The sequence below is a fragment of the Ramlibacter montanisoli genome, from assembly GCF_013087525.1.
GTDB classification, from domain to species: Bacteria; Pseudomonadota; Gammaproteobacteria; order Burkholderiales; family Burkholderiaceae_C; genus Ramlibacter; species Ramlibacter montanisoli.
Genome location: NZ_JABFCS010000002.1, coordinates 178,698 through 191,492, shown reverse-complemented (window position 1 = coordinate 191,492; position 12,795 = coordinate 178,698). Strand labels below are relative to the sequence as shown.

Genomic DNA, 12,795 nt, shown 5'->3' with positions numbered 1-12,795 from the left:
CATGGCGCAAACCGAATCCGCCCCTCTCCTCGGGCGCATCCTGCTCACGGGCGCCGCCGGCGGACTGGGGCGCGAACTGCGTCCCCGCCTGCGCCGGCGCTGCGCGCTGCTGCGGGTGAGCGACATCGCCGCGATGCAGGCCGCAGGCCCCGGCGAAGAGGTCGTGGAAGCGCCCCTGGAAAACCGCGCCGCGGTGGACGCGCTGCTGCAAGGCATGGACGCGGTGGTCCACCTGGGCGGCATCTCCACCGAGCAGCCTTTCGACGCGATCCTGCAGGCCAACATCGTCGGTGCGTACAACCTGTATGAGGCGGCGCGCCGCCATGGCGTCAAGCGCATCGTGTTCGCCAGTTCCAACCACGTCACCGGCTTCTACCGCCAGGATGAAGTCATCGACGCGACCATGCCGGTGCGGCCGGACGGCTACTACGGCCTGTCCAAGGCCTTCGGCGAGAACCTCGCACGCTTCTACTTCGACCGCTACGGCATCGAGACCGCCTGCCTGCGCATCGGCTCGTCCTTCCCCGAGCCCAAGGACCGCCGCATGCTCGCCACCTGGCTGAGCTACGACGACCTCGAGCGCCTGGTGGTCGCCTGCCTCACGGCCCCGGTCGTGGGCCACAGCATCGTCTACGGCATGTCCGACAACACCACGACCTGGTGGGACAACACGCCGGCGCGCCACCTCGGCTTCCGCCCGCGGGACAGCTCAGAGTCCTTCCGCGCGGCCAAGGAAGCCGCGCAGCCCACGCTGGACCGCAGCGATCCCGCAGTCATCTACCAGGGCGGCGCCTTCGTGCGCATGGGCCCCTTCGAGTGAAAACGCCACGAGGCAAATCCCCAACACCAACGGAGACCACCATGCAGAACCGACGCCACCTGATCCAGGCCACGCTGTGCGCCGCCTTCGCCTGCGCCGCCATTCCGGCCGCGGCGCAGACCGTGACGCTGAAAGCGGCCGACGTGCACCCCGCCGGCTACCCCAACGTGGTCGCCATCGAGAACCTGGGCAAGAAGCTGGAAACGGCGACCAAGGGCAAGATCAAGCTGCAGATGTTCCCCGGCGGCGTGCTGGGCAGCGAGAAGGAAGTGGTGGAGCAGACCCAGGTGGGCGCGATCCAGATCGCGCGCATCTCGCTGGGCGTGCTCGGCCCGGTGGTGCCGGACGTGAACGTGTTCAACATGCCCTTCGTGTTCCGCGACGAGGCGCACATGCGCAAGGTCATCGACGGACCGATCGGCGAGGAGATCCTCACCAAGATCACCAACAGCCCGGCGCGGCTGGTGGCGCTGGGCTACATGGACTCCGGCTCGCGCAGCCTCTACACCAAGAAGCCGGTGCGCAAGCCCGAGGACCTGAAGGGCCAGAAGATCCGCATGATGGGCAACCCGCTGTTCGTGGACACCATGAACGCCATGGGTGGCAACGGCATCTCCATGGGCCACACCGAGGTGTTCGGCGCGCTGCAGACCGGCGTGATCGACGGCGCGGAGAACAATCCGCCGACGCTGTACACCTCCAACCAGTACACCACCGTCAAGTACTACACGCAGACCAACCACCTGATCATCCCGGAGATCTTCGTGATGTCCAAGGTGACCTGGGACAAGCTGTCCAAGGACGAACAGGCGCTGGTGAAGAAGTTCTCGCGCGAGGCGCAGATGGAACAGCGCGGCCTGTGGGACAAGAGCGTGGCGGAGTACACGCAGAAGCTCAAGGCCGCCGGCATCGAGTTCATCAACACCGACACCAAGCCCTTCTACGACGCCACCGCCCCGGTGCGCGCGAAGTACGGTGCGCAGTTCGCCGACCTGATGAAGCGCATCGCCGACGTCAAGTAAGACCTCGTGGCGAACCATCCTGTCGTCCGCTGGCTGGACGGGCTCTACCTTGCCTGCATCTGGATCTCCGGCATCGCGCTCGTCGTGATGTGCCTGGTGATCCCGCTGGGCGTGTTCGCGCGCTACGTGCTCGGCTTCGGGGCGCAGTGGCCGGAGCCGATCGCGATCCTGATGATGGTGCTGTTCACCTTCTTCGGGGCCGCGGCCGCCTACCGCGCCGGCGCGCACATCGCGGTGCAGATGCTCACGGACCGCATGCCGGCCGTACTGCGGCGCGCCTGTGCCGGCTTCGTGCACCTGGCGATGCTCGCCGTCAGCGTGTTCGTGCTGGTCTACGGCTTCAAGCTGGTGCAAGGCACGATGGGGCAGACGCTCAGCGAGCTGCCCTGGCTGCCGGTGGGCATCACCTACCTGGCGCTGCCGCTGGGCAGCCTGGTCACCCTGCTGTTCGTGCTGGAGCACGTCGTGTTCGGATCGCAGCATGCGCGGCCGGTCTGCACCTTCGACCACGAGCCCGGCGTGGCCGAGGAAGCGATCTGATGGATACCTTCGTCCTGCTCGGAAGCTTCTTCGCGCTGATGATCGTCGGCGTGCCCGTGGCCTATGCGCTGGGACTGGCCGCCCTTGCCGGTGCGCTCTGGATGGAGCTGCCGCTGGACGCTGTGATGATCCAGATCGCCTCCGGCGTCAACAAGTTCTCCCTGCTCGCGATTCCCTTCTTCGTGCTGGCCGGCGCCATCATGGCCGAGGGCGGCATGTCGCGCCGGCTGGTCGCCTTCGCCGGCGTGCTGGTGGGCTTCATCCGCGGCGGGCTGTCGCTCGTGAACATCCTGGCCTCCACCTTCTTCGGCGCGATCTCCGGATCCTCGGTGGCGGACACGGCCTCGATCGGCTCGGTGCTGATCCCGGAGATGGAGCGCAAGGGCTATCCGCGCGACTTCGCCACCGCTGTGACGGTCAGCGGCTCGGTGCAGGCGATCCTGATCCCGCCCAGCCACAACGCGGTGATCTATTCGCTGGCCGCGGGTGGCGGCGTGTCGATCGGCGCGCTGTTCATGGCCGGCGTGTTCCCCGGGCTGCTGCTCGGGCTGACGCTGGCGATCCTGTGCCTGTTCATCGCGAAGAAGCGCAACTTTCCCAAGGGCGAGGTGATCCCGCTGCGGCAGGCGCTGCGCATCTGCGCGGATGCGCTGTGGGGCCTGGCCACGCTGTTCATCATCCTGGGCGGCATCCTCTCGGGCGTGTTCACCGCCACCGAGTCGGCCTCGATCGCGGTGGTGTGGGCCTTCTTCGTCACCATGTTCATCTACCGCGACTACAAGTGGAGCGAGCTGCCCAAGCTGGTCCACCGCACGGTCAAGACGGTGTCGATCGTGATGATCCTGATCGGCTTCGCGGCGAGCTTCGGCTACATCATGACGCTGATGCAGATCCCGCTGAAGGTCACCGGCTTCTTCGCGGCGCTCTCGGACAACCGCTACGTGATCCTGCTGATGATCAACGTGCTGCTGCTGGTGCTGGGCACGCTGATGGACATGGCGCCCCTGATCCTGATCCTGACGCCCATCCTGCTGCCGCTGGTGACCAAGCTGGGCGTGGACCCGGTGCACTTCGGCATGATCATGATGGTCAACCTGGGCATCGGACTGCTGACGCCGCCGGTGGGCGCCGTGCTGTTCGTGGGCAGCGCGGTCGCCAAGCTGAAGATCGAGACGGTGGTGCAGGCGCTCTATCCCTTCTTCGGCGCCATGCTGCTGGTGCTGGCGATGGTGACCTACATTCCCGCCATCTCGCTGTGGCTGCCCAACCTGATGTTCAAGTGATGCGCAAGCCGCGCGTGCTCCTGACCTTCGGCGCGACGGCGCGGCGCAACTACTATGGGGCGACGGCGCTGGCCGAGCTGCAGGGCATTGCCGACGTGCGCCTGAACGAGAGCGACGCGCCGCTGGTGGGCCAGGCGCTGGTCGACGCGGCGCGCGGCTGCGCCGTGATCATCAGCGACCGCCAGGCGGCCGCGCCGGCGACGCTGTTCGCCGCGCTGCCCGGGCTGGCCGTGTTCCAGCGCTGCGCGGTGGATGCGCGCAACATCGACCTTGCCGCGGCGAGTGCCCACGGCGTGCTCGTCACGCACGCCAGCGCCGGCTTCGGCAACGCGGTGGCGGGTGTGGGTGCTGGGCACGATGATCGCGCTGGCGCGCGACATCGGTGATTCGGTGCATGCGTTCCGCACGGGCGCGCAGCCGGCGGTGCGCATGGGCAATGAACTGCGCGGCGCCACGCTAGGCGTGATCGGCTACGGCGCGATCGGCCGCAGGCTGTGCGAGATCGCGCAGGCCCTGGGGATGCGCGTGCTGGTGGCGGATCCCTTCGCGGACGTGCCGCCGCCCTTCACCAAGCTGTCCCTGGAGCAACTGCTGCCGCAGGTGGATCACGTGGTGTGCCTGGCCCCCGCGGTCCCGCAGAACGAGAACCTGATGGACGCGAAGCGCTTCGGCGCCATGAAGCCGGGCGCCTTCTTCGTCAATGCCTCGCGTGGCGAGCTGGTGGACGAGGCCGCGCTGCTGCGCGCGCTGGACAGCGGTCGGCTCGCGGGGTGTGCAATGGACGTGGGCCGCGCACCGGACCAGATGCCTTCGCCGGCACTGGCGGCGCATCCCCGCGTGATCGCCACGCCACACACCGGCGGGCTCACGCCGCAGGCGGTGGAGCACCAGTCGCGCGAGACCGTGGCGCAGCTCGCGGAACTGCTCGCCGGCCGCATGCCGTCCGGCGCCCTGAATGCCGCGCAGGCCACGCGCCTGCACCTGCTCATGGCAGACTGAAGGCCACCATGCCCGCTGCTACGCCCCCGTCCTTCGAAGCCAGCGCCCGTTACCCCGACCCGCGCATCGAGGTGCTCGACGAGCGCTTCCTCAAGTTGCGCCTGTTCAGCGGCACGGTGGAACGGATCGCCACCGGCCTGCGCTGGGCCGAAGGCCCCGTGTGGTTCGGCGACGGCCGCTACCTGCTGGTCTCCGACATCCCCAACAACCGCATCCTGCGCTGGGACGAGGCCTCCGGCACCGTGAGCGAGTTCCGCGTGCCCTCGAACAACGCGAACGGCATGGCGCGCGACCGCCAGGGCCGGCTGCTCACCTGCGAGCACCTCACGCGGCGCGTCACGCGCACCGAGTACGACGGCAGCATCACCGTGCTGGCCGAGCGCTTCGAAGGCAAGCGCCTGAACTCGCCCAACGACATCGTGTGCGCGAAAGACGGCAGCGTCTGGTTCACCGACCCGCCTTTCGGCATCGCCGGTTACTGGGAAGGGGAGCTGGCAGAACCCGAACTGCCGCAAGCCGTGTACCGCATCGCGCCCGACGGCAAGCTGCAGCAGGTGCTGGCGGACCTGGCCGGGCCCAACGGCCTGGCCTTCTCGCCCGACGAGGCCGTGCTCTACGTGGTGGAGAGCCGCGCCACGCCGCACCGCAGGATCTGGGCGTACGACCACGGCAAGGACGGGCGCCTGTCGAACAAGCGGCTGGCGGTCGACGCGCAGGGCCACGGCGCCATCGACGGCTTCCGCGTCGACATCGCGGGCAACCTGTGGTGCGGCTGGGGCAGCACCGGCGCGCCGGGCGCCGACGCCGAGGAACTCGATGGCGTGCGCGTCTTCGCCCCCGACGGCACCGCGATCGGCCACATCCACCTGCCCGAGCGCTGCGCCAACGTCTGCTTCGGCGGCCGCCACCGCAATCGGCTGTTCATGGCGGCGAGCCACTCGGTGTACGCGCTGTATGTGAATACGCAGGGGTGCGTGTAGATGGAGAAGCACCGAAGACGCGCGAAGGAACCCCTCATGGAGCCAGCACCCGCCAGCGACAATTTCCGCTTCCTGGACAACCAGCCCATGCACCGCTTCGAGCTGCACGTCGATGGAGAGCTCGCCGCCTTCTCGGAGTACAACGTGCTGAAGACAGGCCTGCTCTTCACCCATACGGAGGTGCTGCCGGCCTTCGAGGGTCGCGGCATCGGCTCCGCCATCGCGGCGAAGGCGCTGGATGAGGTGCGCCGTCGCTCGCTGATGGCGATCCCCGTGTGTCCGTTCATCGCGGCTTTCCTACGCAAGCATCCGGAGTACCAGGACGTCGTGTCGCCCGAAAGCCGCAGGGCGTACAGGATCTGACTTCCGACTCTGCCGCCGCGTCCGCGGCGGGCCGGGCCCGAGGGTTCGGCAGGCTCCCGGGTTTGCCCGGGTGTCCGGCCGGGGGTGCCGCGCAGAATGGTCCGCCCAAGGAGACCTGCCCGATGAAAGCTTCCCGTCGCAGCCTCATCCTCTCCGCGGCCCTGGCCGCCGCCGCGCTGGTGCCCGCGGGCAGCAGCTGGGCGCAGGCCAACGTCCTGCGGATCGTGCCGCACTCCAACCTCGCGATCCTGGACCCGATCTGGACCACCGCGTACATGAGCCGGAACCACGGCTACATGATCTACGACACGCTGTTCGGCACCGACGCGGACGCGCGCATCAAGCCGCAGATGGTGGAGAGCTGGACGGAAAGCCCGGACAAGCGCCTGTGGACCTTCAAGCTGCGCAAGGGGCTGGAGTTCCACGACGGCAAGCCGGTCACCGGCGAGGACGTCATCGCCAGCCTGCAGCGCTGGGGCAAGCGCGACGCGATGGGTTCGGCGCTGATGCAGTTCGTGCAGCGCATGGACTCGCCGCAACCGGACACCTTCCGCATCTTCCTGAACGAGGCCAACGGCTTCATGCTGGAGGCGCTGGGCAAGCCGAGTTCGAACGTGCCCTTCATCATGCCCAAGCGCATCGCCGAGACCGATGCCTTCAAGCAGATCGAGGAGCACATCGGCTCCGGCCCCTACATCTTCAGGAAGGACGAGTTCAAGCCGGGCGACAAGGCGGTGTACGTCAAGAACCCGAAGTACGTGCCGCGCAGCGAGCCGCCCTCGGGCACCACCGGCGGCAAGCGCGTGTACGTGGACCGGGTCGAATGGAACCTCGCGCTGCGCGACGCGCAGGCGCAGGTGAGCGCGCTGAAGAAGGGCGAGGTCGACATCATCGAGAACCTGCCCTTCGACCACTACGAGGCGGTCAAGGCGGATCCCGCCCTGCAGATCCCCGCGATCTCCACGCGCGGCCTGCAGTACATGGCCCGCTTCAACCACCTGCACAAGCCCTTCGACAATCCCAGGGTGCGCCAGGCCGCCATCGCCGCCATGACGCAGGAGCCCTTCCTCAAGGCGCAGGTCGGCGTCAAGTCGCTGTACAAGACCTGCGCCAGCATGTTCATCTGCGGCACGCCCTATGGCAGCACCGCCGGCAGCGACATCCAGGCCAAGAGCAACATGAAGAAGGCGCAGGAGCTCCTGAAGGCGAGCGGCTACGACGGCACGCCCATCGTGATCCTCAAGCCGACCGACCTGGCCTCGATCCAGAAGCTGCCGGACGTGGCCGCCCAGCAGCTGCGGCAGGCGGGCTTCAAGGTCGACCTGCAGGCGATGGACTGGCAGACGCTGGTGGGCCGCCGCGCCAAGAAGGAAGCGCCGGACAAGGGCGGCTGGCACATGTTCCTCACCGCCTGGCAGGCGTTCGACGTGTGGAGCCCGATCGCCAACCCCACCATGGACACGCGCGGCGACAAGTCCGGCTGGTTCGGCTGGGCCAACGACGAGAAGATGCAGGCGATCCGCAACGAGTTCATGCGCGCCACCGACGACGCCACCAAGAAGAAGCTGGCCGACCAGCTGCACGCGCGGGCGTTCGAGGTCGGCACGCACGCTCCCCTGGGCGAGTACGACCAGCCCACGGCCGCCACCAAGAACATCTCGGGCTGGTTCGTCACCAACGGCAACCTCTACTGGAACCTGAAGAAGAACGGGCCCCAGTAAGCGCGCATGCTGCAGTTCCTGGCCCGCCGACTGCTTGCGACCCTGCCGGTCCTGCTGGTCGTCTCGGTCCTGGTGTTCCTGATGCTGCGCCTGACGCCGGGCGACCCGGCGGCGGTGCTGGCCGGCGACGCCGCGTCGACGGAGCAGATCGCGCGCATCCGCGCCAACCTGGGCCTGGACCGCTCGGTGCCGGAGCAGTACGCCATCTGGTTCGGGCACGTCGTGACGGGCGACCTGGGCCAGAGCTACTACTACAAGACGCCGGTCACCACCCTCATCGCGCAGCGGCTGGAACCCACGCTCTCGCTGGCCACGCTGACCATCGTGGTCGCGGTCCTCGTCGCGGTGCCGCTCGGCGTGCTGGCCGCATGGCGCTTCGGCGGCTGGCTGGACCGGGGCTTGATGGGGTTTTCGGTGCTCGGCTTCTCGGTGCCGGTGTTCGTGCTCGCCTACCTCCTGATCTGGCTGGTGTCCCTGAAGCTGGGCCTGCTGCCCGTCCAGGGCTACCGGCGCCTGGCTGACGGTGCTGGGCCCTGGCTGCGTCACCTGGCCCTGCCGGCGTTCACGCTCAGCATCATCTACATCGCGCTCATCGCGCGGGTCACCCGCGCCTCGGTGCTGGAAGCGCTGGGCGAGGATTACGTGCGCACGGCCCGCGCCAAGGGCCTGCGGGAGAGCAAGGTGCTCGTGCGGCACGCGCTGGCCAACGCCGCGGTGCCCATCGTCACCGTCATCGGGATCGGCATCGCCCTGCTGATCGGCGGCGTGGTGGTGACCGAATCGGTCTACGCCATCCCGGGCCTGGGCCGGCTGACCGTGGACGCCGTGCTCGCGCGCGACTTCCCGACCATCCAGGGCGTGATCCTGTTCTTCTCCGTCGCCTACGTGCTGGTCAACCTGCTGATCGACATCAGCTACGTGTTCCTCGACCCGCGCATCCGCTACTGAACGCACGATGTCGCAAGCCGCCGATACCGCCGAACTGCCCGAGATCGCCGCCTTGCCCGCGGCGAACCTTCCCGGCGCCTGGAGGCGGGCCGCGCGCAACGTGTCGGTGCGCATCGGCGGCATCGTGCTCGTCCTGCTCGCGGCCATCGCGCTGGCCGCGCCCTGGCTCGGGACCGTGGACCCCAGCCTGTTCGACCCGGCCAGCCGCGACCTGCTGCCGGGCGCGCGCGGCGAGATCACCACGCTGGAAGGCGAGTCGCTGCGGCACCGCTTCGCCTTCGGCAGCGACAGCTTCGGCCGCGACATCTACAGCCGCGTGATCTACGGCACCCGCGTGTCGCTGATCGTGGGCATCGCCACCGCCGTGGTGGCGCTGGCCGTCGGCATCGTGTTTGGCCTGCTGGCCGGCTACCTGCGCGCGGTCGACGGCGTGCTGATGCGCGTGATGGACGGGCTGATGGCCATCCCCGCCATCCTGATCGCCATCGCGCTGGTCGCGATGTGGAGGGGCAGCATCCTGACCGTGGTGGTGGCGATCGCGATCCCCGAGATCCCGCGCGTGACGCGGCTCGTCCGCTCGCTGGTGCTCACCATCCGCGAGGAGCCCTATGTCGAGGCCGCCATCGCCATGGGCACCAGCACGCCGGCCATCATGCGCCGGCACGTGCTGCCCAACACGGTGGCGCCGCTGATCGTGCAGGGCACCTTCATCTGCGCGTCCGGCATCCTGACGGAGGCGATCCTCTCCTTCCTCGGAGTCGGGCTGCCGCCGGACATTCCGACCTGGGGCAACGTGATGGCCGAGGGCCGCGCGCAGTTCAACGAGTTCCCGCACAACATCCTGTTCCCGGGCGTCTTCCTGGCGGTGACCGTGCTGGCCGTCAACATCCTCGGCGACGGCCTGCGCGACACGCTCGACCCGAAGATGGCGCACCGGGTGTGAGCCGATGAGCGACACCCCCGTGCTGGCCATCGAGGACGTGACCATCGGCCTGCCCGCCGGCGCGGAGCGCCCCGCCGCGGTGCGCAAGGTCTCCTTCACGGTCGGGCGCGGCGAGGTCGTGTGCCTGGTCGGCGAATCGGGATCGGGCAAGAGCGTGCTGGCGCAGGCGGTGATGGGTCTGCTGCCGCGCCAGCTGCCGGTGCAATCGGGCCGCATCGTGCTGGAAGGCGAGGACATCACCCACGCCTCCCCCGCGCGGCTGCGGGAACTGCGTGCCACCCGCATGGGCATGATCTTCCAGGAGCCGATGACGGCCCTGAACCCGGTGATGACCTGCGGCGAGCAGATCGACGAGGTGCTGAGCGAGCACACCACGCTCAGGCCGGAGCAGCGCCGCGCCAAGGTCCTGGACATCGTGCGCGAGGTGATGCTGCCGGAGCCCGAGCGCGTCGTCGCGAGCTACCCGCACCAGCTCTCCGGGGGCAGCGCCAGCGGATCGTGATCGCGATGGCGCTGGTGCTGGACCCCGTGCTGCTGATCGCCGACGAGCCGACCACGGCCCTGGACGTCACCACGCAGGCGCAGATCCTCAAGCTGGTGCTGGAGCTGCAGGCGCGGCGCGGGACCGGCGTGCTGTTCATCACCCACGATTTCGGCGTGGTCTCGGAGGTCGCGCACCGGGTCGCGGTGCTGCGCCTGGGCGAGCTGGTGGAGATCGGCGAGAAGAAGAGGGTGCTGCAGCGTCCCGCCCATCCCTACACGCAGATGCTGATCGCGGCGGTGCCTACCCTCAACGTGCAGCAGCGCGCCGTGGACAGCGAGGCGCCGGTCGTGCTGTCCGTGCGGGGCCTGGCCAAGACCTACGAGAGCCGCAGCTGGTTCGGCCGCCGCCGCCAGGTGCACGCGGCGCAGGACGTCGCCTTCGAGATCCGCCGCGGGCAGACGCTGGGCATCGTCGGCGAGTCCGGCTCCGGCAAGAGCACCGTCGCCCGCTGCATCGTGCGGCTGATCGACCCGAGCGGCGGCAGCGTGCTGCTGGGCCGCCCCAATGAGCCTGCCGCGCACGACGACATCGCGACGCTGTCGCAGCGGGCGCTGCGGCCGCTGCGCAAGCGCGTGCAGATCGTGTTCCAGGATCCCTACCGCAGCCTGAACCCGCGCCGCTCGGTGGCCGAGGCCATGGTCGAGGGGCCGATGAACTACGGCATGTCCCGCGAGGCCGCCCTGCGGCGCGCGCGCGAGCTGCTGGCGCTGGTGCGCCTGGACGCCGCGGCGATGGACCGCTACCCGCACCAGTTCTCCGGCGGCCAGCGGCAGCGCATCTGCATCGCCCGGGCGCTGATGATGGATCCCGAACTGCTGGTGGCCGACGAAGCCGTGAGCGCGCTCGACGTGTCGGTGCAGGCGCAGGTGCTGGACCTGCTGGCGGAGATCCGCGACCGGCTGGACCTGGCGATGCTGTTCATCACCCACGACCTGCGCGTGGCCTCGCAGGTGTGCGACCAGCTGGTGGTGATGAGCCAGGGCCGCATCGTCGAATCGGGCCCCGCCCACCGCGTGTTCGCCGACCCGCGGCACGAATACACGCGCGCGCTGTTTGCCGCCGCGCCCGGGCGCGACTTCGCGTTCGGCGCACAACCTTCCATGGAAGCCGCATGCCCCGTTTCCTGATCGCCGGTTACCAGCACGAGACCAACACCTTCGCGCCCAGCCTGGCGGACTGGGAGGCGTTCAACCGGGGGATTCCTTCCCCGCGTTCGTGCGCGGCCCGGCGATGGTGGAGCGGCTGCAGGGCGTCAACATCCCGGTGGCGGGTTTCATCGATGCGGCCCGCGCCTTCGGCTGGGAGTGCGTGCCTTCCTGCTGGGCGGGGGCGATTCCTTCGAGCCATGTCACGCAGGATGCCTTCGAGCGGATCGCCGGCGCGATCCTTGAAGACGTGCAGGCCGCCTGCGCGCAGCCCGGCGGCCTGGACGGCATCTACCTGGACCTGCACGGCGCCGCCGTCGCCGAACACGTGCCCGACACCGAAGGCGAACTGATCGCGCGCCTGCGCGCGCTGGTCGGCCCCGCGGTGCCCATCGTGGCCAGCCTCGACCTGCACGCGAACGTCACCCGAAGGATGCTGGCCGAGGCCGACGCGCTGGTGGGCTACCGCACCTATCCGCACGTGGACATGGCCGAGACGGGCGCGCGCGCCGCGGAGCTCCTGAAGCGCCGCTTGCGTGCCGGCCAGCGCGAGCCCATGCATGCGAAGCGCCTGCCCTTCCTGATCCCGCTCAACGCGCAAAGCACCTGGATGCAGCCGGCGCAGGCGATTTACGAGGAGCTGGCCGCGCTCGACCGCCGGCACGGCACCGTGCTGAGTTTCTGCATGGGCTTCCCGGCCTCGGACTTCGCCGAGTGCGCGCCGATGGTGTGGGGGCATGGCGGCGACGAGGCCCGCACGCGCGCGGCCGTGGAGGCGCTGTTCGATCGCGCGGCGGACCCGGGCCAGTGGCGACAGGACATCCTGCCGGCCCGCGAAGCGGTGGTGCAGGCGATGGCGCTCGCCGAAGGTGCCGAGCGGCCGGTGGTCGTCGCCGACACCCAGGACAACCCCGGCGCGGGCGGCGACAGCAACACCACGGGCATGTTGCACGCGCTGCTGGCGCAAGGCGCCGGCCGGCGCTTCCCGGGTCAGGTGGCGCTGGGCCTCATGTTCGACGCCGAAGCGGGACGCGCCGCGTGCGCGGCGGGCGTGGGCGCGACGCTCGACCTGGCGCTGGGCCGGGCCGTTCCCACCTTCACCGGGAAGGCGAGCGACCCGCCGCTGCGCGGGCGCTTCACGGTGCGCGCGGTCAGCGACGGGCGCGTCACGCTCAAGGGCCCGATGATGACGGGGCTGACCGTGTCTCTCGGCCCCAGCGCCTGCCTGGAGATCGAAGGCGTGCGGATCGCCGTCGTCGGCGGCAAGAAGCAGCTGATGGACCGCGAGCTGCTGCGCATGGTCGGCATCCAGCCGGAGCAGCAGCGGATCATCGTCGTGAAAAGCAGCAACCACTTCCGCGCGGACTTCACGCCGATCGCGAGCAGGATCCTGGTGGCGAAGGCGGCCGGGCCGATGGCCGCGGAGCCGGCGGACCTGCCGTGGAAGCATCTGCCGGCGGACATCCGGCGCACGCCCTAGGGGCGCG

Annotated in this window: 9 protein-coding genes and 3 pseudogenes; all 12 read left to right on the top strand. The window is 69.4% G+C overall.

Annotated elements, in window-relative coordinates; translation table 11 throughout:
- The first annotated feature begins 1 nt into the window (after position 1).
- The 12 genes and pseudogenes from HK415_RS23120 to HK415_RS23065 all read left to right on the top strand — a co-directional run bounded on the left by HK415_RS23120 (position 2) and on the right by HK415_RS23065 (position 12,788).
- Positions 2 to 820, top strand: coding sequence for an NAD-dependent epimerase/dehydratase family protein (locus HK415_RS23120; protein ID WP_171563732.1), 819 nt, complete (start codon positions 2 to 4; stop codon positions 818 to 820).
- A gap of 41 nt (positions 821 to 861) precedes the next feature.
- Positions 862 to 1,842 carry a TRAP transporter substrate-binding protein gene (locus tag HK415_RS23115; RefSeq protein WP_171563731.1) on the top strand — a complete coding sequence of 327 codons (981 nt, stop codon included), beginning with the start codon at positions 862 to 864 and terminating at the stop codon, positions 1,840 to 1,842.
- A gap of 6 nt (positions 1,843 to 1,848) precedes the next feature.
- Entirely contained in the window at positions 1,849 to 2,382 is a 534-nt protein-coding gene (locus tag HK415_RS23110; protein ID WP_309246883.1) for a TRAP transporter small permease, read from the top strand.
- Complete coding sequence (locus HK415_RS23105) at positions 2,382 to 3,665, top strand: TRAP transporter large permease (RefSeq protein ID WP_171563730.1); 1,284 nt, start codon at positions 2,382 to 2,384, stop codon at positions 3,663 to 3,665. Before HK415_RS23110 ends, HK415_RS23105 begins: the two co-directional genes overlap by 1 nt.
- Positions 3,665 to 4,664: pseudogene (locus HK415_RS23100) on the top strand (NAD(P)-dependent oxidoreductase). The gene HK415_RS23105 and the pseudogene HK415_RS23100 overlap by 1 nt, the downstream one beginning before the upstream one ends.
- Before the next feature lie 8 nt (positions 4,665 to 4,672).
- The gene (locus HK415_RS23095; protein ID WP_171563729.1) at positions 4,673 to 5,644 is read left to right on the top strand and encodes an SMP-30/gluconolactonase/LRE family protein; all 972 of its coding nucleotides are present in this window, start codon (positions 4,673 to 4,675) and stop codon (positions 5,642 to 5,644) included.
- Entirely contained in the window at positions 5,645 to 6,007 is a 363-nt protein-coding gene (locus tag HK415_RS23090) for a GNAT family N-acetyltransferase (RefSeq protein ID WP_253262384.1), read from the top strand.
- A 122-nt stretch (positions 6,008 to 6,129) separates the two neighbouring features.
- Positions 6,130 to 7,728, top strand: coding sequence for an ABC transporter substrate-binding protein (locus HK415_RS23085; protein ID WP_171563728.1), 1,599 nt, complete (start codon positions 6,130 to 6,132; stop codon positions 7,726 to 7,728).
- Positions 7,729 to 7,734: 6 nt separating this feature from the next.
- Entirely contained in the window at positions 7,735 to 8,676 is a 942-nt protein-coding gene (locus tag HK415_RS23080) for an ABC transporter permease (RefSeq protein ID WP_171563727.1), read from the top strand.
- Positions 8,677 to 8,683: 7 nt separating this feature from the next.
- Positions 8,684 to 9,619: an ABC transporter permease gene (locus HK415_RS23075; RefSeq protein ID WP_171563726.1), complete on the top strand. Its 936-nt coding sequence runs from the start codon at positions 8,684 to 8,686 to the stop codon at positions 9,617 to 9,619.
- Positions 9,620 to 9,623: 4 nt separating this feature from the next.
- Positions 9,624 to 11,290, top strand: a pseudogene (locus tag HK415_RS23070) (ABC transporter ATP-binding protein).
- Positions 11,275 to 12,788 (top strand): annotated as a pseudogene (locus HK415_RS23065) (M81 family metallopeptidase). The pseudogenes HK415_RS23070 and HK415_RS23065 overlap by 16 nt, the downstream one beginning before the upstream one ends.
- Positions 12,789 to 12,795 lie beyond the last annotated feature (7 nt).